12 protein-coding genes are annotated in these 23,926 nt (G+C 43.2%); 9 read left to right on the top strand and 3 right to left on the bottom strand.

The annotated features are described in order from the left end of the window. The first annotated feature begins 163 nt into the window (after positions 1 to 163). The 7 genes from AB1Z56_RS08620 to AB1Z56_RS08590 are packed head-to-tail and all read left to right on the top strand — an operon-like array spanning position 164 to position 13,682. Positions 164 to 733: an RNA polymerase sigma-70 factor gene (locus AB1Z56_RS08620; protein ID WP_426791728.1), complete on the top strand. Its 570-nt coding sequence runs from the start codon at positions 164 to 166 to the stop codon at positions 731 to 733. A 60-nt stretch (positions 734 to 793) separates the two neighbouring features. Next, the gene (locus AB1Z56_RS08615) at positions 794 to 1,789 is read left to right on the top strand and encodes a FecR family protein (RefSeq protein WP_426791727.1); all 996 of its coding nucleotides are present in this window, start codon (positions 794 to 796) and stop codon (positions 1,787 to 1,789) included. Continuing rightward, positions 1,782 to 5,195: a SusC/RagA family TonB-linked outer membrane protein gene (locus tag AB1Z56_RS08610; RefSeq protein ID WP_426791726.1), complete on the top strand. Its 3,414-nt coding sequence runs from the start codon at positions 1,782 to 1,784 to the stop codon at positions 5,193 to 5,195. The genes AB1Z56_RS08615 and AB1Z56_RS08610 overlap by 8 nt, the downstream gene beginning before the upstream one ends. Positions 5,196 to 5,224: 29 nt before the next feature. Then, positions 5,225 to 6,916 (top strand): RagB/SusD family nutrient uptake outer membrane protein, encoded by a 1,692-nt coding sequence (locus AB1Z56_RS08605; protein WP_426791725.1) that lies wholly within the window; start codon positions 5,225 to 5,227, stop codon positions 6,914 to 6,916. Between the two features lie 7 nt (positions 6,917 to 6,923). Then, entirely contained in the window at positions 6,924 to 9,149 is a 2,226-nt protein-coding gene (locus tag AB1Z56_RS08600; RefSeq protein ID WP_426791724.1) for an alpha-N-acetylglucosaminidase, read from the top strand. A 57-nt stretch (positions 9,150 to 9,206) separates the two neighbouring features. Beyond that, positions 9,207 to 11,378 carry an alpha-galactosidase gene (locus AB1Z56_RS08595; protein WP_426791723.1) on the top strand — a complete coding sequence of 724 codons (2,172 nt, stop codon included), beginning with the start codon at positions 9,207 to 9,209 and terminating at the stop codon, positions 11,376 to 11,378. Between the two features lie 27 nt (positions 11,379 to 11,405). Continuing rightward, the gene (locus AB1Z56_RS08590) at positions 11,406 to 13,682 is read left to right on the top strand and encodes a hypothetical protein (RefSeq protein ID WP_426791722.1); all 2,277 of its coding nucleotides are present in this window, start codon (positions 11,406 to 11,408) and stop codon (positions 13,680 to 13,682) included. A 164-nt stretch (positions 13,683 to 13,846) separates the two neighbouring features. Here the strand turns inward: AB1Z56_RS08590 and AB1Z56_RS08585 are convergent, their stop codons facing one another. The 3 genes from AB1Z56_RS08585 to AB1Z56_RS08575 are packed head-to-tail and all read right to left on the bottom strand — an operon-like array spanning position 13,847 to position 20,601. After that, the gene (locus tag AB1Z56_RS08585) at positions 13,847 to 15,928 is read right to left on the bottom strand and encodes a RagB/SusD family nutrient uptake outer membrane protein (RefSeq protein WP_426791721.1); all 2,082 of its coding nucleotides are present in this window, start codon (positions 15,926 to 15,928) and stop codon (positions 13,847 to 13,849) included. 13 nt (positions 15,929 to 15,941) lie between these two features. Then, positions 15,942 to 19,160 carry a SusC/RagA family TonB-linked outer membrane protein gene (locus tag AB1Z56_RS08580; RefSeq protein ID WP_426791720.1) on the bottom strand — a complete coding sequence of 1,073 codons (3,219 nt, stop codon included), beginning with the start codon at positions 19,158 to 19,160 and terminating at the stop codon, positions 15,942 to 15,944. Positions 19,161 to 19,176: 16 nt separating this feature from the next. Beyond that, positions 19,177 to 20,601 (bottom strand): DUF5125 domain-containing protein, encoded by a 1,425-nt coding sequence (locus tag AB1Z56_RS08575; RefSeq protein WP_426791719.1) that lies wholly within the window; start codon positions 20,599 to 20,601, stop codon positions 19,177 to 19,179. A 613-nt stretch (positions 20,602 to 21,214) separates the two neighbouring features. On the opposite strand from AB1Z56_RS08575, the gene AB1Z56_RS08570 reads away from it, so the two are divergent. Together AB1Z56_RS08570 and AB1Z56_RS08565 are read left to right on the top strand one after the other, a co-directional pair. After that, entirely contained in the window at positions 21,215 to 22,669 is a 1,455-nt protein-coding gene (locus AB1Z56_RS08570; protein ID WP_426791718.1) for a glycoside hydrolase family 30 protein, read from the top strand. Positions 22,670 to 22,694: 25 nt separating this feature from the next. Further along, positions 22,695 to 23,909 (top strand): alginate lyase family protein, encoded by a 1,215-nt coding sequence (locus tag AB1Z56_RS08565; protein WP_426791717.1) that lies wholly within the window; start codon positions 22,695 to 22,697, stop codon positions 23,907 to 23,909. Positions 23,910 to 23,926: the final 17 nt, after the last annotated feature.

The raw sequence follows: 23,926 nt of genomic DNA, 5'->3' as shown, positions 1-23,926 counted from the left end.
TATTTCGGTATTATTGTCCTGCTCCGATGACGACGGGCCACAAAGGATTCTGGACGAGTAGCCGTTCTCGTAACAACAAAATTTAAACAATCGATTGCATAACTATTGTTCTTTTACTTCAGGATTTAATCTCTTATATTCCCCAATCCTATTTTCAATATTCATGGATAACATCGAACACCTAAATAAGGAACATGCCTTTAAAATTGTATTTGATCAATTCAAAAACGCTGTATTTGGTTATGCTTTTCGCTTTTTTAGGTCCAGAGAACTCTCCGAGGAGCTGGTACAGGATGTTTTTATGAAACTGTGGGTTAATTGGGATTCGCTGGATGCCACTAAAAATATCAAACCTTATCTATTTACCATTGCAAAAAATACCATTTACAATAAACTAAAATCTTTCGTCGTAGAACAGACTTATTTAAACGATGTTTTTTATAACTATTCTATGGAAAGCAATGCGGTCGAGGAACTTGTTCAATACAGAGAATTGAAAGGTATCTACGATATGGCAGTGGAAAAATTACCCGCGCAGCGACAACGGATATTTAAGCTGAGCCGGGAGGAAAATATGAGCCATGATGAAATTGCCCAGGAGCTGAATATTTCCAGGAATACCGTAAAAGATCAAATGGTCAAATCCCTTAAGTTTATTCGTCAATATCTTGAAACGAATGCCGAGTTAACGAGCTTGTTGATGGTATTTTATCATTATATGCAAAAAAAATAAAATATCGGATCGTCCTTCCACAGGACTTAGTTGTATTAGCTCTATATAACGGAGTTTAATATGATGACCAACCAAGAAGTAACCGAACTTTATATAAAATTTATTAATGGGCAATGTACCCAAGATGAAATCGACTTATTGTTGTCTATTCTCAAGGATGGGCAATATAAAGACGCTTTTCCTGATTATGACCTAATAGAACCCTTTATTTCTTCGGAAGACCGTTTGACAGCAGACGCTTCGAATCGAATTTTTGCTGCTGTTACAGCGAAAGAGACGCCACATCAAGCAGTGATCTATTCGCGGTTTGTACGTAAAAAATGGTGGGCAGCGGCAGCTTCCCTAATCATCTTATGCGGAAGCTATTATCTCTATACGACTCATCAAACAACGAATAGTGTTAAAACAGTCTATAACGCATCGGAAGAAAAGAAAGTCTATCAACTGTCCGACGGAACACAGGTTACGCTAGATAAAGGCGCTGAACTGGAAGTTTCACATCAGTTTGGAAAAAGTCCGGTCAGGGAAGTCTGGATCAAAGGCGACGGATATTTCAATGTTGCACATAATGAAAAAATGCCTTTTATCGTACATACCCCGACAGGAATGGATGTTAAAGTATTGGGCACAGAATTCAATGTGAGCGCCTGGGATGACAAAGCTTTTGTTGTGCTCAACAAAGGGAGTGTTGAAGTAAATGCTGAAAATCAGTACGTACGTTTAATCCCTGGGGAAAAAGCCCTTTTTAGGACTGCGGAACATCAGATTGAAAAGGTTGCGGTCGATACGGTCTTTTATAACGCTTGGAAAAACAATCTATTTGCATTCAGTAATGAAACGTTGAAAGAAGTTGCCCGAAAAATAGGTAGAAATTATTCTTGCGCAATTGAAATCTCCGACAATCAATTATCCTCTCTTACATTCACCGGATATATACCCAAGAATGATCTGGAGTTAGCCCTCCAAACCCTAAGAAAATCCCTGAATTGCACCGTGGATTTTATTGACGGCAGATATATAATTAAACCAAACCAATTAACTAATTATTATGAGTAAAGTCCTGAATGGATTTGCCAGACCTGCATTGGTCTTTGCAGCACTGGCAATGTCTTCTTCCACCCTGGTGTGGGGAAGTCCGTGGCGCGAGGGTATCGCGATGCAACGTCTTGAATCTTCCAAATCTGTGATCCAGCTGCTCAGCAGGATTGAGAAAAAATTTAATGTTAAATTTAGCTATAGCCCAGACCTGATTCGGGATATTTCAACAAGCAGGATCGACACACCAAAGTCAAAAGAGGAGATTATCCAATTTTTGCAGCAGCAGATGCCTGATTATTCAATTACTAAATTGACAAACCAACTGTATTCCATTGCACCGAAGGAAAATAGTTCCTGGAACGGGAATCCTGTTGCAGGAACGACGGGTATAATTGGACAGCAACAAAATGTTAGGGGATATGTAAGAGATGACAAGGGTGTAGCGATTAGTGGCGCAAATGTTTCGGTGGTCGGTAAGTCATCCAATACAAAGACGGCTGAGGACGGCAGTTTTGTCCTGGAAAAAGTCTCGGTTGGAGACCGGCTGATGTTTACTTCGGTGGGATATGACCGAAAAGAAATCATGCTGGAAAACCTCGGTGAGCTTAACATGGTGCTTTCTTCTTCCAATGTTGGTCTGGATGAAGTGGTGGTGGTTGGTTATGGCAATCAAAAGAAGAGAAATGTCACGGGGTCTATTTCCAGTGTTTCTGGAAAGGACCTGAACACTTTTCCAACTTCAAATATTACCAATGCGCTGGCAGGTCGTGTAAATGGTGTGTTTGCGAGTCAACGAAGTGGGGGACCTGGTTCGGGTTCAGATATTGTCATCCGTGGCAAAAGTACGACCAATGGTACGGCTCCATTGTACGTTATCGATGGTATTCCAAGAACACTCAATGACTTCCAGGCGCTGAGCACAGAGGAGATCGAAACGATTTCCATCCTGAAAGATGCGACTTCGGCCGCAGTTTATGGGGCAAGGGCAGCAAATGGTGTTGTACTGGTCACCACCAAACGCGGAAGTATACAGGCTCCGGTAATCACCTATTCATCATTTGTGGGTAAAGATACCTATACAAAGGTTCCCAAAAGAATGACTGCCTATGAGCATGCCATTTATAGAAATAGGGTTGCTACATTTAAAAACCTACCACTCACGGATCCAAGTTACTATACGGACGATGAAATCCAATATTTTAAAGATAACAAAACCAATTATGACTGGTTTGAAGGTGCATGGCATGATCCGGTTTACACGAAACATGATCTCAGTGTCAATGGCGGAAGTGAAAATATCCGTTATTTTTCTTCCATTGGCTATTATTACCAGGATGGAGCTTTCAATAACCTGAATTATAACCGCTATAATCTTCGGTCCAACGTAGATGCTAAAATTTCGGAACGTCTGAGCGTCTCCCTCAATCTGGACGCCTCGCTTCAGGGGAGATCCCGGCCTTACTGGCCTTATGACGGCGGTGATGATGACCGGATGTATGATCTTTACCGCGGCCTACTCAATAAACCTTCTATGATGCCCTGGAAGATCGGTGACAACTATGTTCGTGCTTATCAGCAATGGAACCCTATTGCGCTGATAGACAATGCAGGGTTCAGTAAATGGAACCGGAATACGTTTAATGGGCTTTTACGGATGGACTATAAGATACCGGGTATTGAAGGGCTGAAAGCAAATGCGACCATGAATTACCGGAAGTATTATGATTACAATAAAACAATACGAAAAAAATATGATGTTGCTGAGTTTGAGATGACCGGTGGACATAGTCATATCATGACCGAAAATGTGATCAAAACGTTACAGCTGGGAGACTGGGAAAATAGCGCTTTTGCCTCCTTTAACCAGAATAATTCCTACACATTGAATTTATCCCTTAATTACGACCGTGTATTTGGGAAACATGCGGTGACTGGGTTATTTTTATACGAACAGAGTGAGGGAAATACAGCATATCTGTATGGTTATCGCAACAAAATGCTCTCCACTTCCATTGAACAGCTTTTTATCGGAGATGCTGCTGCGGAAAACAAAGATGCGACAGGAAGTGAAACCGAGACAGGAAGATTGGGCTATGTAGGGCGTTTCACTTATGGTTTCGATAACAGGTATTTAGTCGAAGCAAATTTTAGGTATGATGCTTCATTAAAATTTGCGCCTGAGGGACGCTGGGGTTTTTTCCCTTCTGTGGCGGTCGGTTGGGTGATGTCTGAAGAACCTTTTATAAAAGACAGGTGGAGTTTTGTTGACAATCTGAAGCTTCGCGTTTCTCATGGACTTCTCGGAAACGATGGTGGGGACAATGTTGCCGAATATGGTTATCTAAATCGTTATTCGGTTACTTCCGGGGCTGTTTTTGGTTCCGCTACATCGGGTATAACACCCGGAGCGCTGCCCAATTATGATATCACGTGGGAGAAAACCCGAATTTCTAATGCCGGTGTGGACTTTAGTTTTCTAAAAGGTGGACTGAGCGGCTCCTTGGAGTATTTCCAAAAGCATACCTACGATATCCTCGGATCAAGAATAGCTTCCACTCCCAATACTTTTGGGGCGACATTGCCGCGTGAGAACTATGGTGTTGTGGACAACTACGGTATAGAATTTTCATTGCGTCATGATAGACAGCTAAATAAGGATTTTAGCTATTTTATTGGTGGGAATTTCAGTTTTGCGCGTAATAAAGTCAAAGAATGGGATGTTGCTGCCGGTGCTTTCGATTATCAGCAACGGGTTGGCAGACCGATCGATTTCCTTACAGGATATCAGGCAGATGGGATAGCCCGGACCACTGACGACTTGAGCGGCTTGCCTAAGTATACAGGTTTTGCCTATAGTCTAGGTGATGTTATTTTAAAAGACCAAAATGGTGACGGTGATATTACCAGTGCTGACATGGTGGTCTTAAGCAAGAAAAGTATGAATCCCGAAATTATCTATGGCTTTACGTTGGGTGGTAAATGGAAAGGTATTGATTTTAACGCATTTTTCCAGGGTGTTGCCAATCGTGAAATCATGTTCCCCAACCGGGGAGATCTATGGGATGAGCAGGCTGTGCTCAGTATGTTCAATGATACATGGTCCCCGGAAACACCTAATGCCAGATATCCACGGGTGGCGGGTATTGCAGCGAGTAGCATCGGAGCCAGCAGAGCAGCGTCTTCGTTTTGGTTGATGAACGGGAATTATATGCGTCTGAAAAATCTTGAAATCGGTTACACCTTAAGTGATGCTTTTGCAAAACGTCTTGGAATAGGGGGATTGAGAGTGTATGTTTCTGGAACCAATCTTCTGACATTTGACAGTGTCAAGGTCGCAGACCCGGAAGCGATTACAGGTAATTATGGTGTTTATCAATATCCGATTATGAAAAGTATTACCGGAGGTCTATCATTCAAATTTTAATCCAACCCATCAATTAATCTTTTTGAGCAATGAAAAAAAATACCGCAATATATAGCCTTTTAGCTATTGGATTGATAACTTTTAGTTCATGTAGCAAGGTACTTGATAAAAATGATCTATCAGCGATCAGTGAACCTGTGGTCTGGTCGGATCCAAAATTGGCAACCGCATTTGTAAATAATATCTACATGACGGTTCCCGGCTGGGATGTTACCCTTGCAGATGCTTCGGATGAGGCCTCCAGGTCGAATAGCTGGATAGATGGAACAACCACCATCGATAATGGTGGACCGGGATACTGGCCTTATGCTGCTATCCGGAACATGAATGTCTTTCTAAAGGAAATTGATGGAACGCAGAGCACAATCGCAGAGGATACCCGTAAGGTGTTACGGGGGCAGGTGAGGTTTATCAGAGCATACACTTATTTCGAAATGGTCAAGCGTTATGGTGGCGTGCCCTTAATTGTCAGTCCGCAGGAACGTACAGAGGATTTATTGGTAGAAAGGAACAGTACCAAAGACTGTTTTGATTTTATTGTCAATGAACTGAATCAGGCAGCAGATGAACTTCCTGCCAAATATACGGCTGCTGAAGACCTGGGACGGATCACAAAAGGCGCTGCTTTGGCGATGAAAGGACGTGTGCTCCTTTTTCGGGCAAGCCCGCAATTCAATCCGAACAACACAACATCGATTTGGGAAACAGCTTACACCGCGAATAAGGAGGCTTTGGCATTTCTAGATGGAAATGGCTATGGTTTAGTTGATAAATATAGCAATGCCAGTTTATTTCTGGCGGAGATGAACAAGGAGGTCGTATTTGCAATTCGATACCTGCAGCCAGGTCGCACGCAAAGTAGGGACGCCGCCGTTCGCCCCATCGATTTTACGGCAAATGCCACCGGAGGCTGTCATCCGATCCAGAAGCTGGTGGATGCATTTCCGCTCAAAAGTGGAAAAAAAGTACAGTGGAACAGCTCCGTTTTCAATGGTGATGCCACGCTGAGTTGGCAAAATCGGGATGATCGTTTTTATACTACTGTTGTCTATAATGGTGCCAGCTATTTAAGTACCACCATGGCGCTTTATGATAATGCACAGAACGGCTATGCCTACGGAAAACAAAACGGATCCCTTACAGGCTATTATTCACGCAAGGCTATTGATGAATCTCTTGATATAACAAACTCACAGATTTCAGGCACTGATTTTATTGAAATGCGTTATGCCGAAGTACTCATGAATATGGCTGAGGCTGCTCTGGAGACTGGTCGGTCGGCGGAGGCTTTTGATGTTCTTAAAATGATTCGTAAACGGGCAGGTATCACGGAGACTACTTTGGGTGATCCGGAACTGGCAGGTAAAGTCTACGGATTGGATCCGGCAATGGGCCAGGCAGAAATGCGTCAAGCAATAAGAGATGAACGTTATATCGAATTTGCATTTGAACAGAAACGCCTTTGGGATCTTAGACGATGGAAATTAATGGATCAGATCATGGTCGGTCAGCAAAAACGCTTCGCGCTGGTATTGCACCAACAGGCAGGATCTCCGGGGGGATATACTTATACCTTGACTGAACGTGATTTTTCTCCGATGATTTATAACCAGAATATGTACTTCTTACCATTATCTACCGCGACTATTCAAGGCAATGCCAAACTGAAACAGACCAAGGGCTGGGGCGATGGTACTTTTGATCCTTTGGCTGGAATGTAATATTTAAATGATGATAAAAATTTTTCAATACTGTAGCTTGATTTTGCTTTACATGGGGGCACTCGCATCAGTGGGTGCTCAACCCAAGGACCTTAAAGCAATAGAAGCCCTTGTGCGCCGTGTGGTGCCAAATCATGCAGAACAATTTAAGCTATCCATTCAGCCAGGCGGCAGCGGCAGGGATCATTTTGAAATCGCCGGATCGAATGATGGCCTGATCCAGCTTAGCGGTAACAATCAGATCGCCATTGCTTCGGCCTTAAATTGGTACCTAAAATATTTTTGCCATGTGCAAATGGGCTGGAACGGAAGTCAGATGCATCTACCAGCAAAGCTTCCCATACCAGACCGTACCGTAACGAAAGAGGTTGAGCCCCAGTGGCGGGTATATATGAACTATTGTACGTTCAATTATTCTGCATCCTGGTGGAATTGGGAACGGTGGGAAAAAGAGATCGATTTTATGGCCATGAACGGCATCAATATGCCGCTTTCGGTAGTCGGCCTGGAAGGTGTATGGTACAATGCGTTGCTACGTGTAGGCTATTCGGATCATGAAGCCAGAGCGTTTTTGGTGGGGCCGGCTTATTCGGCCTGGCAATGGATGACGAATATTGAGTCAGCAAATGGACCATTGCCGAAAAGTTGGATAGATAACCATATTATTCTTGGAAAAAAGATCATGCAGCGCGAACTGGAATTAGGGATGCAACCTATTCAACAGGGATTTTCAGGTTTTGTGCCGCGTAGTTTTGTCGAACGTTATCCCAAGGCAAAAATCGCTTATGGTAAGGATTGGTGCAGCTTCAAAGCAACGGCACAATTGGATCCATTGGATCCGCTGTTTGATGAATTCGGGAAGATATTTTTGGAAGAACAGGATAAGTTATTTGGTAGTCATGGATATTATGCCGCAGATCCTTTTCACGAGGGTACACCGCCAAGTGAAGATCGGGCTTATCTGCATGCGGTTGGACAGGCCATACAAAAGCTTGTTTCGACTTATGATACCAAAGGTCACACGGTTATGCAGGCCTGGTCATTGCGAAGGGATATTGTGGAAGCAATACCAAAAGATAGATTGCTCATTCTCGATTTGAATGGAAGCAAATATAAAGACAAAGCATTGGATGGCTTTTGGGGTTATAATTTTGTTGTTGGAAATTTACATAATTTCGGCGGTCGTATTAATTTGCATGGCGATGCCCGCCTGCTTGCCTCCAATCAATTTGGGCAAGCAAGTTCAAAATATCCAAATGCTATTGGTTCCGGACTTTTTATGGAAGCCATCGGACAGAATCCACTTTTTTACGATCTCGCATTTGAGATGCCTTTTCATCGGGAGGCAATTGATGCAGATGATTGGGTCAAGAGTTATCTGTTCAGAAGGTACAATACCCAAAATACCAACATTTCAGCAGTCGGAGCGATGTTGCTGGCAGGACCTTATAGGCCCGGTACCAATGGCGTGGAGAATAGTTCAATTATTGCAGCCAGACCCGCTTTAAATGTGAAAAAGTCAGGCCCAAATGCAGGTTTTAAAATTCCTTATGCAGCTGACACACTTGCTATGGCCTGGAAACTTTTGCTTGATGCTTCATACGAATTGCAAGGTTCGGACGGCTATCGCTTTGATGTGATGGATATCGGACGGCAAGTCTTGTCCAATTTGGGACAAGAAATGCATAAACATGCCGCTGAGGCCTTTATTAAGGGTGATAAGAAAGGTTTTAAATTGCATAGCCAACGGTTTCTTACCTTACTTAAGGACGTTGATAAGCTTTTGGGAACACGGAGCGACTTTAACTTTAATACCTGGATAAAAGACGCACAGTCACAGGCAACCAATGCGGAGGAAAAGAAGCTTTATACGTTTAATGCTTCCCAGCTTGTAACCTGGTGGGGCGGCGATAAAGAACCTTCCATCTTTGACTATGCTTGGCGTGAATGGAATGGCCTGATTGGCGATTATTATTACGAACGTTGGAGCAGGTTTTATGCGATGCTTGAGCGGAAGCTAAATACCGGTGAATCCTATTCCGAAGAAGGCCTGAAGCAGGTGTATGGACGAGAGTCTTTACGTGCGAATACCTTCTATACAGATCTTGCAAATTGGGAGGAAAACTGGATTAAATCACCGAAAAGCCCCAAAAAAGTGAATGTAGGTCGAGAAATTAAGGTAGCAAAGCATATCTTAGCACAATATGAACCTTTATTGAAGGAATACTACTAAGCCGAATACAAATTTATGTCTATACAGAACCAATACTTTTCAAACTTTATCATACACATGAAATTTAAGTTATTTTTAGCCGCATTCGCATGGATGGTGTCTAATCCTGTTTTAGCACAGTACAAAGCGCCTGGACAGCAAGACTGGATAATGAATGGCACTGGTCAGCATTTGTCTCGTATTGACATCAAAGACCAGGACATTATATTGCAAAATGGTCTCGTACGCCGTTCTTTTAGAATAAAACCCAATTCATATTGTTATGATTTTACCAATTTGGTTACTGGTCAGCAACTTGTGCGCGCAGTGCAGCCCGAGGCTCAGTTGCAGCTTAACGGAAAGTGGTATAATGTTGGTGGAGCATATGGACAAAAAGAGCGTGCATACCTGAGACCTGAATGGATGGCCGGATTCACGGCAAGTGCTGAGGATTTTCACTATTCGAAATATGAAGTCCGCGAATTGGACCCGCTGTTGCCCTGGAATGGCGATAAATGGTGGGCTACACATAAAGCGCCCGGCAAAGGAAAGGAATTGATCTTTACCTATGTTGCTCCGGAAATAGCATCATTGGGCGGCATAGCGGTAAAAGTTCATTATGCGATTTACGATGGATTGCCCCTGATCAGTAAGTGGTTGACCGTTCAGAATAATAGCGGGGAGACCGTTCAGATCAATCAGGTCATCCATGAAAAATTGGCGCTAGTTGAGGAAGAAAGTGCAGTAGTAGGATCTATTGAAGATATGCAAAAACAACATGGTATCTATGTCGAAAGTAATTTTGCCTTCAATAATGCGATGCGTTATCATTTAAGCGATCAATCTTTACACTGGAAGGCCGATTCTACATACACTTCGCAGGTTAATTATAATTATACGACACCTGCGATTCTGGAAGTCTATCCAAATGTCGGGGTGGGGATCAGATTGCAACCGGGCGGTAATTTTAATTCCATTCGATCTTGGGAGCTGTTGATGGATAGCTATGACCGGGAACGCAGGGGGCTAGCTATACGAAAGATGTATCGTACCATTGCACCATGGACGACAGCAAACCCCATATTTATGCACCTTGTCAGCAAAACAGATGAGCAAGTTTACACGGCTATCGATCAATGTGCCGCTACGGGATATGAAGCACTTATTCTGAGTTTTGGGAGCCATGTAAATATGGAGGACACTACGGCGTCAAATCTTGCCGGATTAAAAAAATTAGCTGATTATGCTCATCGAAAGAATGTCAAAATTGGAGCTTACTCTTTGTTCAGCTCACGAAAAATCAGTGAGACCGATGATATTATTAATCCTGCAACTGGAAAAACAGGTGGTACGATTTTCAATAATGCACCCTGTTTTGGCTCGAATTGGGGAATTGGCTATGCGAAACGAATAAAGACCTTTTTCGAAAAAACGGGGTTTGATATCTGGGAAAACGATGGGCCTTTTCCCGGTGATCAATGTGCTTCGACAAGTCATCCAGGGCACCATGGGCTCGAAGATAGCCAATGGGTCCAATTTAATATGCAAAAGGAACTATACCATTGGTTAAATGCACGTGGTGTATACATCAATTCCCCCGATTGGTATTTCTTGGATGGCGCCAATAAGACTGGATTGGGATATCGGGAAGTGAATTTCTCACTTCCACGTGAGAACCAGCGTATACTCAACCGACAAAATATCTTCGATGCACTCTGGGAGCAAAATCCAGCAATGGGATGGGGCTTTGTACCGTTGACAGCTTATCAGGGTGGTGGAAAAGATGCGGTTTTGGAACCCTTACATGAACACATCGAAGATTATAAGCAATTGATGATGCAGTATTATGGAGCGGGTATTCAGGCCTGCTACCGCGGTCCCCGCCTTTATGATACCGAAGAGACCAAGCAGACTGTTATTGATGTGATCCAGTGGTATAAAAAATATCGTGGGATACTGAATGCAGACCTGATACATTTGCGCCGTGCAGATGGAAGGGACTGGGACGGCTTTCTACATGTCAACGCTCCGGAAAGCGGTATCAAGGGATTGGCAATGCTGTTTAATCCTTTAAAAACGCCGATAACCAGAACGATAGAAATTCCACTGTATTATACCGGAATTACCAAACAGGCTAAAATAACATTTGGGGATAAAACAGTAAAGACTGTGACCTTAGATCGATTCTTTAAATCGAAATTGACCGTTACGATACCTGCAGAAAGTTATGTCTGGTTTACTGTCGAATAGTCTGTTGAACTGAAATAAAATAACTGTATGAAAACGAGTGTAGTATATGTATTCATGGTGTGGGTTGCGTTGGGATTAGCTTCTCCACTGATGGCGCAAGACTGGCTGATTGATGGCAGTCCATTTAAGACGGTGGTCAAAACGGAGAAAAATAAGCTCGTTCTTGAAAATGGTTTGTTGCGACGTGTTTTTCTAATTGGAGATGGTCTGGCGACGGTTGCATTGGATAACCTGATGACGGGGGAGAGCGAGCTGCGGGCAGTTCGCCCCGAAGCCTCGCTCACCATTTCAGGTAAAGAGTACACGATCGGTGGAATGCAGGGACAGCCGGTGAATAATTACCTGGAGGAGCGTTTTCTGACTAAAATGTCTTTTGACAAAAGTTCCTTTAGGCTTAAAGATTATCGCATCGAAGAGACACAGGCGAGATTCCCGTGGAAGCCTAATAATGCATGGATTTCCAATAAAGAACCTTGGCCCGCACCGGGAAAAAGGCTTGTTTTTACCTTTTCATCGGTAACAGAGGCCGATCCGGCAATCCAGCATCTGGAGGTAAAAATCTTCATCGAACTCTATGACGGAGCGCCCATTATTTCTAAATGGATGGAGGTCATCAATCGGGGTAATCAGGAAGTGAAAATTGATGCGTTTAAATCGGAGCTATTAGCTTTGGTCGAAACTGCCCCGAAAGTACATTATGGGGAGCCACACGAAATCCGGATGATGGCACTTGAACCCGGTCATTTTACAAAAGATTTTCGGAAGGCACCCGTACAGACAGATGCCCCTAGAGATTATATCGATCGTTTTACCCAGCTGTTTGTGGTGACAGATTATGCCATGGGTGGCGATATGGAAGCCATGAAAGATAATCCGGCGGTACGCTGGGTATTTGACCATCCTGAATACGAATGGACGGGAATACGCTACTATGGGCAGTATAAGCCCGCCCGCCTTGAGGTATCGCCATTAATCGGCCCTGGTTATAGACTCACAGCTGGTCAAAAATTTGAGTCATGCCGTGCATTTGAGCTCTTGCGGGATGCGACCGATCAAGAACGTAGAGGACTGGCCGAACGAAAGTTTTGGCGGATGATGGCTCCCTGGACCCAGGAAAATCCCATATTTATGCACGTGCGTAGTTCTGAGCCGTCTGCTGTAAAACAAGCGATCGATCAGGCAGCCAAGGTTGGTTTTGAAATGGTGATTATGACCTTTGGAAGCGGTTTTAAGATTGAAGACAAGAGCATTGCATACCTAGATACGATGAGGCAGCTCAGTGCATATGCGAAGGAAAAAGGGATAGCCATTGGAGGTTATTCGCTATTGGCGAGCCGCGGGGCAAAAGCGGATGTGGCCGCCATTAGTCAGAAAACAGGTAAACCTGCGAAAACGCGTGAAGAAGGTAGCCGTTTTGGTCTCTCCCCATGCCTGGCGACGGATTGGGGGAAAGATTATTTTGCGACCTTACAGCATTTCTTTGACTATACCGGAATGAATGTTTTTGAAAATGACGGTTCTTATCCAGGAGATCCCTGTGCTTCAACTACGCATTCAGGCCATCATGATTACGATGACTCCCAATGGAAGCAATGGGAAATTATCCGTGATTATTACCAATGGTGCCGTGCTCAGGGAATCTATCTGAATGTTCCAGACTGGTATTTCCTGTCGGGATCCAATAAAACCCCTATGGGCTATGTGGAAACGAACTGGTCTTTACCGCGTGCGCAACAGGAAATTATTGAACGTCAAAATATTTACGACGGTACCTGGCAGAAGACACCGAGTATGGGATTTATGTTCGTTCCGCTGACACAATATCATGGTGGTGGTGAGGCAGCGACAATTGAACCATTGCACGAGCATTTGGATCACTACGAGACCAGGTTACGTAATTTATTTGGTGCGGGAGTTCAGGCCTGTTACCGCGGGCCAAGACTGTATGATACCGATGATACGGAAAAGCTTGTACATAAATGGGTAGATTTTTATAAGACCTATAGGGCTATTTTAGACGCAGATATCATCCATCTCAGGAGACCAGATGGGAGAGACTGGGACGGATTTCTACACGTTTCACCGAAACTGAAAAATAAAGGGTTTTTATCACTTTATAATCCCTTGGCAGTGCCGATCAGTAGAGAAATTAAAGTTCCTCTTTATTATACTGGACTTACGGATCAGGTTTTGGTCGTAGAGGGGGGTAAATCTGGTAAAAAGTATAAGCTGGAAAGGGATTATACGATTAAGTTGAAGGTGACAATTCCTGCAAACGGCTATATGTGGTATTTATTCCAGTAGCATATTGACCTACAGTAGCTTACTTGATGTATTTGCTATAGGACGATATGGAAACGTTTTCAGATAGCCGGGAGGTACCCCAATCTTAAAATTATGGGGTAGAAGAAAACGATACTTTTGCACAAATAAATAAGGCGCACCAGAAAGTGCGCCTTATGTCGTTATTATTGTCCTGCTCCGATGACGACGGGCCACAAAGGATTCTGGACGAGTAGCCGTCCCTTACTTTTGTTGATCTCGTCCTGTGGTACAGGATACCAGTAATATTCCTTTACCCAGCGGCGGTTTTCCAATGTTGTGCGTTTGAAAAATGAATCTTGGTCGCCCAAAGGTTTTACTGTTGTGGTATTTTGGCCGTAGGTTTGTTGTACATTATCAAAACCATTCATATTCATTCCGCTCATGCGGGTCATGTCGCCGTCCACGCCACCTTTGTCAGGTTGGTTTGCACTTGAAGGGTCACAGATCATCCAGCGGCGCATATCAAACCAACGTTGACCTTCACCTAATAATTCGACATGTCGTTCTTGAACAATGGCTTTAAATTGGGCAGCTTTATTGCCGATAATACCTGTTTTAGTACCGCCGGCATCCATCTCTGCATAACCGGGTATACCTGCGCGCTGCCTCACCTTGTCTATGTACTCGATAATTTTAGGGTCATTTGGGTTAATTTCATTGAGTACTTCGGCATAATATAGGTAGAAATCAGCTAAGCGAAACAAAATCGATGGTCTTGCCCATGCTGTATAGACTGTAAAAGGAGTCCCAGGTGCACCGGCTACGTTAATAGAACTGATTCCTTGGGCAATACGTCTATTTTTAAATTTGTAAAGTAAATAACCTGCCCGTGGCCAATTTTCACCACCTGCAATACCTGATGGTTTCCCGCGACCATACCACTGATAATAGATGCCATTTGGATTGTTATGTTCGTTGGTATGTATATGCCAGCTTTTTCCATTATAACCTACAGCAGCATAAAATCGCGGTTCACGATTCGCATACATATTAAAAATATTTTGGTCTGCATGATTATTGACATGCGTCGGATTATTGACCGTCGTGAATCCATTTTCTTTATAGTCCGATCCAGCATCATAGATCGTCTTTCCATTGCTCATAAAAAATGCATCCACAGATTCCTGAGAAATACCAATATTGGCAAAATTAGTCGGACTGGCATAAAGATCAACGGGGTTGGAGCGACGCTCCTGGTTATTAGGGTTGCTGTAGTCGTTGTAGCCTGTAGCCCAAATTATTTCGTCATTGTATTTCTGAAATACTTGGTAAACGGATTCATGAGGATTTATTTCCTGTACACCGGGGCTGGCAGGGTCGGCTGGATAATATTCCACATGTAACTTGTGTCCAAGACCATGTGCATAATCCAGAAACTCTTCCAAACGCTGCTTTGCCGTTTGTATCTTTTGAGGATTATAATCGGGAAACAACCGCGTACCGTCGGTATTGACAATCCCTAGACTTTCGGCAAATCCACCATTAAAAAGCTTGGAAGAGGCGTATACCCAAAGTTTAGCGCGTAGTGCACGCGCACCGACAAGGGTTGGACGAACCATGCTGCCGGTATCATATAGGTTTGCGCCGGTATTGCTCTTGATTGTCGCCGGGAGATTTGCCGAATTAATTACTTCACCCAACAAACCGTCAATGTAATTGATAACATCATCCATAGGCGCACGGGCGTAGTCAAGATTTTGATCCTCTGGATCGGCCAGTTCGGTTATCAGTGGTACGGGACCATAAAGCTCCAATAATGTAAAATAGGAATAAGCGATCAGAAAGCGAGCTTCGTCCTTCATTCGATCTACTTCAGCTTGTGGCAATGCATTGTTACCGGAACCCTCGATTGCATGGGCACGCTGTATAAAGATCAATGCTTGGCGGATTTGCATGTATTGTGTGGCCCAGCGATGATAACCGGCATTACCAGCCGTATAGCCGGATACCATTAGATTACGGGCAAAGTTGGCAACAATCTCACCTGAGATGGCCGACCAGGGATTGCTCATTTTGTCAGCGGAGGATGCATTTTTCGAATACTCGATGATACAGTTAAAAATATTGCCATGCCAACGTTTTGTGTAGGCTGCATTTTCGAATACTTGATCGATTGTTAAGTTGTCCGCAAGTTCGGAAGAAACATCCAGGTATTTTTTACAGGATACGGATAGGGTAGTTGTCGCTATCGCTAGACAAATAAGAGCCTTATTAAATATTTTCATAACAGTAGACAAATTAAAAAGTAACGTTTAAACCGAAAGTCCAAGTCGAGCTGAGCGGATAACGTGAACCTGAACGCTCAGTCACTTCAGGATCCCAAAATTTTACATGATCCCAGGTGTGTAGATTCTCGCCTTGTACATAGAATCGGACCGTATTTAAATGCAGTTTTTTTACAAAATCTGATTTCACGGTGTATCCTATTTCTATGTTTTTAAGGCGTAGATATGCTCCATCACGGTACCACCAGGTGCTATTCCGCATATTGTTACCGTTATTGGCGGTACTCAATCGTGGGAATAAGACATTTTGGTTGTATGGATCAGAAAATGTCCATCTGTCCATGGCCTCTTCTCGTAATGCGGCATCACTGATGGAACGAGCAAACGGGTAGAAGTTTTCAACCTTGCCAAGCAGATTTGTAGAAAAATTGCCGGCTCCCTGAAAAAATACACCCACATTCAATCCATGCCATTCAGCATTAAGCCCAAAACCATAGACGATGCCCGGGGTGATGTTTGAGGAAAAAATACTGTTGTAGGTTTGATCATAGTTGTCTATCAGACCGTCACCATTCAAATCTTTGTAACGGATATCGCCGGGAGCCACAGCAAAGCCTGGGTTAGCGAGGCCCGATTTAAGTTGATAAGTTTGTGCACCATTGGCAGGATTTACCGTAATATCGAAGTCATCCGGGGTATATAAGCCGTCTGCAATATAGATATAAGGTTTTCCTATACTTTGACCGGTATATGCCTGATAGGCATAGGATGGCGGGATTTCATCATATTCGGTCACCTTATTGACCGTATAGGTATAGTTTAGGCGTGCACTCAAAGTGACTTCATTGATCTTTTGTGTACCGGTAATGTTCATGTCCAAACCACGATTGTTTGTCCGCCCAAAATTCTGCATGGGAGCAACCTGCAAACCTGCGGATGTAGGCAGCGTCCGGCGGCGCATGAGGATATCAAAACGTTGATTGTAGAAAAAATCAATCGTCGCATCTATCCGGTTTTTAAATAAGCCGATATCAATTCCAGCGTTAAATTTGTTTTCCTCTTCCCATTTTAATGCCGGAGTAGCGTAATCGCTTTCCACGACGCCTGAGCCTGGACTTCCCGAACCTTGGCCGTCGCCAGCTCCCGAACCGCCTGTCCAAGAAAAATTATAACCTGGAGCACCTTCATTCAGTTTTTCACGATAAGGGAAACGGGAAAGATCATTGGCTAAAACGTCATTTCCGGTCTTCCCGTAAGACGCGCGAAATTTTAATTTACTGACAATCTGTTCCAGCGGTTCCCAAAATTTTTCATGGCTGACCCACCAAGCGCCCCCAATAGAAGGGAACAGTCCCCAGCGATTGCCCATGGCGAAGTTTTCACTTCCCGTCATTCCCATACTGGCTTCTAGTAGATAACGGCCATCATAGCCATAGGTTGCCCGAGCTACAATAGATTGCTTGCGATACGGCAACATTTCTAGACCATTACCTCGGTTTTGATATTGTTTTTCCTTTTGATTATAGAGGACTAACCCGGAAACGTCGTGCTTACCAAAATTGTGTTTGTAATCTAAGGCTGTTTCCAGGTAGATATTCCGTTCACCCGAACTACCGGCGGCCGCAGGATTGGACAATGCCGCTCCACCGCGGATCTGCCTAAAGATGAGATTTCCTTCGGCATCTCTGGCATTTGCGTAGTAGGACTTAGCTTCCTTGGTGCGGTTGGTACGCCCCTGTGATAGGTTGTCAAAACCAACAGCTCCACGCCATGACAAACCTTGCGTAATGACATCCAAAGCCTGTGTTAGGTTGATTTTAGATTGTAACGTCACTTCTTGATTGCGGCTATACCCCATATTGTTCAACAAATTGTATGGGTTGGCTCGCTCTGCAGTTCCAACAGAACCGGCTGAGTAAACAGGGTGTTCAGCAAAAGTTCCGTCGGAATACACCATCGGGAACATATAACGTGGTGCTAAAGTAATGATACTCCACAGATTATCTGCTGTCTGAATCGGTGCGTTCTGTTTGACAAAGAAGCCGGCAAGATCGACGGACATTTTTGTGGTCGAGGTCAGATCCATATCGATATTGGACCGCAGATTGAAGCGTTCATATTTCAGATTGGCATTGTAATTTTCAACCGTTTGCGAATTATACAGACCATTTTCAGTGTAGTACGCTCCGGAAGTAAAAAAGCGAACGCGATCACCGCCACCACGAAAATTGATTGTATAACGGGATACATCGGTGTTTGGTTTTAAAAGATCCAACCAATTCGTATTTGGATACAAATCTGGGTCTGCACCAGTGAGGTATTTCTCCAGTGTAATATCATCATAGGTCGGTAGCCATCCCGTTTGGGGATTGCCTTTCTCATTCCAGGTAGCTTCGTTGTATAAACTTAGCGTTCGGTATGAATCCAATGAACTTGGCAAGCGCAGCGGTTTACGAATCGCATGCTGCAAATCGGTCGAAATAACGGTTTTTTGCGGCATACCACGTTTTGTTGTAATCAAGACCACACCATTTGCCCCTTCGGCTCCATATACTGCTGTAGCGGAGGCATCCTTAAGTACAGAAAATGTCTCGATGTCTTCTACAGGGATATTACTCATATCGGATTTACTGCGGGGTACCCCATCAATAATGATCAAGGGGCTGGTACCACCAGCGAAAGAGCTCACGCCACGGATCCAAAAGTTGGAATCATCATATCCAGGCTCTCCCGAAGGTTGAATGGCTACAATTCCGGGAACTTGTCCTGCAATTGAATTGGACAGAGAGCGTCCAGTGACAGCAAGATCCTTGGCCGTGATGGTGCTGATAGATGCTACTAAACTCTCTTTTTTCTGTTTACCATAGCCGACCACCACAACTTCATCTAAATTGGACGCACTTTCAGTTAGACGGATATTTACAGTAGTTTCATCGGGTTTTAACACATGTTCTTCCGTGACATAGCCTACGTAGGTAAATACTAACGTATTTCCGGGTGAGGCTTGTAATGTATATTGTCCAGATCCATTGGTATTTGTTTTGGTGACCTGATCTTTGATGGAAACCGTTACACCTGAAACAGGGTTTCCTTTGCTATCGGTGATTAGGCCCGATACTTTTGCCTGCTGGGCAAATAAACCAAAAGGTGCGCATAGCAGGGAAAGAGATAGTAGATTCCGGTGCATAAAACGGCTACTATCTGTGAATATTGTTTTTTCGCTTATCTTCATAATTTTGTGATCTACATTATTCTAAAGTGATGGTTACTGCGGCTGGAGATACCTTCGTGTCTAAGGTGAAGACATATGTCCGGTTGGCTCCCAGTGAGCGGTTACTCCCGGTCGAGATTATGGGTGCTCCTTTGCTCAGATTGCCACTAGAAGTTTTTAACTCAAAACGTGCCGAACCACCTGCAGATGTGGGCTGTCCAGGACTTCCATACAATGTCTGTACTAAATTGAGTGCAAAGTAATTGTCTAATGACCGGCTGTTTTGATAGAAGGCAATACCAGCTGTACTTCCAGAGACATTGCTCAAGAATAAGGTTTGATTGGCTATCAATTTGATTTGATAAATACCGTTGCCGAGTGGGGCCATGGCCACATTTTTTTCGGGGTTCCATAGGGAGGGATTTGCTGCCATAGATGGAATACCGAAACGTTCTTTGAGTGCGGAGCCATCTGAATCACCGATACCACCATTGACCCACACGCCACCTGTTTTACTGACTGGATCAAAATTGGCCAGCGCGTTGCCCTCCATCGGTTCGATCTTAAAGTATTTCAACGCTTGATCGGCTGTTATGCGATACTTACCATCAATAGCCCGGAATTTATACGTGCCGTCTCCATTGCTTGAAAGAAAACTTGGATTGATCCACCAGTTGGCAATATCGACTATGCCATCCAATCCAATTGGTTGATTTTGTTTAAATTCTGCTTCGATGACAGCGATGTTATTCGCAAAATTCGGAAATTCAATACCGCCAAAGGAGGGTTTGAGGAAGGGAGCAGCTTCGAAACTACGGGTGTCGAAGGAAACAGTAAATGTACTGCCTGGCGCCCGGACGATTTGAAATGGGATAGAATCCTTGTTGGTGGCATATGCGCTAATACTTGCACCTCCAAATAAAAAGCTATTTCCATTTTTTCCGTAGGCGGGAGCCTCAATCAAGGCGTTGAGTTTTGTATTGGGAAAGGCCTCCGTAACGGCATATTCGTAGGGTTCTCCGACTACGGGCTCCATCTTGTAGTCGCCATAAGCTGTCTTGAGGGTCAAATAGGGGAATTTAGGGCGTGTTACCTGGATGGGAACAATGACAGTCGTGTAGTTAAAATTTTTGTTTTTAACCATAAGCTGTATTTCAGCTGGACCATCAGCGATATCTTTGATAAAGGGTACCAGCAGTTTATTCGAATAGATACCCGCTTTATTGGCCGGAACAATACTTTCGGCAATCTGCTGGTCGTTTTGAAAGAAAGTCGCCTTGATGGTATTTATCGGATATTCACCATTAATTGTAATATCCACAGGTATACTGTCGCCCATATAAGCAACTTCGGCCGTTTGGTATGAAGTAATACTTGGAGTGTCAATTTGGACTTCCTCTTTACAGGCGTAAATTCCTGAAGATACTCCTAGTAGCAGGAAAAGTTTTGTTTTTCTTCTCATGACATGCGTTAATCAATTGGTTGTTTTTATTTGTTTTTTTAATAGGTCTGTTGGCAAGTTGGTACAACAAACTTTGCCAGAATGCGATGGTTCTTTAAATCATATTAGATGCTGTAAATTGAGTTTAAAATTGGCTATGTAAATTTCCTCCAGTGCGGTATTGCCGACCGTGGATATTTTGCAACGGTTATGATACAAATCTAATGGACTGTATTATGATATTTTCGTCTATAAAGGAAAAGTGAGATTTCTCCAAAGAAAGGTATGTTGTAATGTTTTGCTTTTTAGGTTTTTACCTGTTTTCTGTCTCAGACAAAAAGTGGTTGTCGATGAGGTTTATGCGCCTAAAAATTTAGAAAACCGCCTGATTCGATGAAGATATTTCTCTCCTTGTTAAGCGGATTGAGAGTCATTGGTATTTACTTTTTTTTAAATAAAGTTTTCTATAAGTTGTTTATGTTGAGTTTTTTATGGTCTTATGTTTGGTTCTTTTTTCTCATTTTTTTTTGATCTAGTATGTTGAAGTAGACCGAAACTATAAATTTGTTCTTCATGGATTGACTGAGACTACGTCAATCGACAATTTCAATTTTAAACCTCGATAAAATAAAAAATGAAACAACGCAATTGCCGTTTACTGTTCGTATTGATTTCGTCCTCAATTTGTTGCTTTGCACAGGCCGCACCCAGACTCTCCAAAGGCCAAGTTGAGATTTATGTGACAACACAGGATAAAAAACAGGATTTAAGAAAAATACAGATAAATAAAACTGTCAGAGAGGCTGTCTCGAGCACAATTACGTTAGATCCTCAAATCCGCTTTCAAAAAATGGAAGGCTTCGGTGCTGCTGTGACAGGATCCACTTGTTATAACTTAATGCGGATGCAAAAGAAAGATCGCGCACGTTTTTTACGCGAAACTTTCGATCCCATTAAGGGCTTTGGTCATAGTTATATCCGTATTTCGATTGGATGTTCAGATTTTTCATTAAGCGAATATACCTGTTGTGACGAAGAAGGCTTAGTGCATTTTGCTTTACAGGATGAAGAATTGAATTATGTCTTACCTGTGTTGAAAGAAATTATAGCCATCAATCCGGAAATTAAAATTCTGGGATCACCTTGGACAAGCCCACGGTGGATGAAAGTGAATAATCTTGTCGATATGTTGCCCTTTAATTCTTGGACGAGTGGCCATTTAAATCCACGTTATTATACCGCGTATGCACAATATTTCGTCAAATGGATAAGGGCCTTTGAGGAAAATGGTGTAAAAATATATGCTATAACACCTCAAAATGAGCCTTTAAACCGGAAAAATTCGGCATCACTATTTATGGGCTGGAAAGAACAGCGGGATTTTGTGAAGAGCTTAGGTGCTGAAATTTTATCTGCTGGCCTTACGACAAAAATTTATGCGTTTGATCATAACTACAATTATGATAATATGAAAGAACAGCAAGAATATCCCTTACATATCTACGCCGACAGCCTCGCTTCAAGTTATGTTGCTGGAGCAGCTTACCATAACTATGGTGGTAAACGTGACGAATTGCTTCGTATACATGCTGCTCGACCAGACAAAGATCTATTGTTTACAGAAACTTCCATTGGTACCTGGAATAAAGGCCACGATTTTGGCATTCGTCTTTTCGAAGATATGGAGGAAGTGGGTTTGGGAACCGTAAATAATTGGTGCAGCGGGGTAATGGTCTGGAATTTAATGTTAGATTCGGATCGTGGTCCTTGGCGGGAAGGTGGATGTAAAACCTGTTACGGAGCCGTGGATATTGATACTAAAAATTATCGGTCAATCACTAGGAATTCACACTATTATGTCATCAGCCATCTAGCTGCGGTTGTAAAACCGGGCGCTGTACGGATTGCGACGAAGTCTACCGGCGGCGATGATCTGATACAGGCTGGATTTCAAAATCCAGATGGCTCAATGGCCCTGGTGTTGTTGAATAAATCAGCTATACAACAATCCATTACGATTGCTGATAAGCAAGCACAATTTTCTTATACCATTCCCCCTAAATCCGTTGTTTCGTATCGATGGAATTAGTAGTTGTCATAAAAAACGGATCAGTATGAAAATAAAAATATATATGACGCTCGTGTCTCTAGTTGTCATGACGATGGGAGCATCTGCACAATGGTTGTGGAATATAAAAAGAATGACTTTAATCAGGGATAGCTTGCACGCATCTAGTTATCAACCTGCTTATAACAACCTGTTGGAACAAGCAGCGGAGGTAATGGGGCATAATAGTTATTCCGTTATACTAAAGGAAGCTATTGCGCCGAGCGGTGATAAGCACGATTATGTAAGTTTAAGCCGTTACTGGTGGCCCAATCCAACAACGGCAAATCACTTACCTTATGTAAACAGGGATGGACAGTCCAATCCCGAACTCAGTAAGTACGACCGTGATGTATTGGGCAGTATGTGCGCTGACGTGAATACACTTTGTCTTGCCTTTTTCTATAGCAAAGAAGAGAAATATGCAGAAAGAGCTGTACAGCTTTTGAGGACATGGTTTCTGAACGCTGAAACACGAATGAATCCCAATCTGAACTATGCGCAGTTTATTCCGGGCAGAGATGATTCTAAAGGGCGCCCCGAAGGACTGATTGATAGCTATTCTTTTGTGGAAATGCTAAGTAGCCTGCGTCTGTTAAAAGATTCTCCGAGCTATACGGCAGATGATGAGGTACGCCTGAAACAATGGTTTAGCGATTTCGCTAGTTGGATGCACCAGAGCAAACAAGGATATCAAGAAAGGACCGCGAAAAATAATCATGCAACAGCATACGATGCGCAATTAATAACCTACCTCTTATTTTCAGGTGACGAGCAGGCAGCTCGAAAAATAATTGCAGATTTTCCTCAGAAAAGAATTTTTGCACAGATTGAGCCCGACGGCAGGCAGCCAAATGAATTATGGCGCACCTTATCCTATCATTATTCGCAATACAATCTGACGCATATGTTGGATGTATGTGCCACAGCGCAAACATTGAATATTAATTTGCTTGGTGAAAAGTCTGCAGATGGTCGTTCAATTTTAAAAGGCATAGATTACTTGACCGGCTTTTTGGGTAAAAGTGTGAAAAGCTGGCCTTACAAGCAGATCAGTGGCTGGGAAGCGAAGCAGCAGGATATATGTCGAGATCTGATCCGAGTTTTAGTTCTCGATCCCAGCCAAAAAAGCTATCTGTCGTTGTATAAACGTTATGCTCAGGAAGATAAGACCGAGCGGTGGCGACTCCTTTATGGGGTAGAAGAGTTGATGAAATACTAAATAATCCTAAATAAAAA

Origin of the sequence: Sphingobacterium sp. WOUb80 (assembly GCF_050058145.1) — a bacterium.
Lineage (GTDB): Bacteria > Bacteroidota > Bacteroidia > Sphingobacteriales > Sphingobacteriaceae > Sphingobacterium.
Note: the sequence above shows the minus strand (reverse complement) of the source record. Positions and strands in the feature narration are given on the sequence as shown.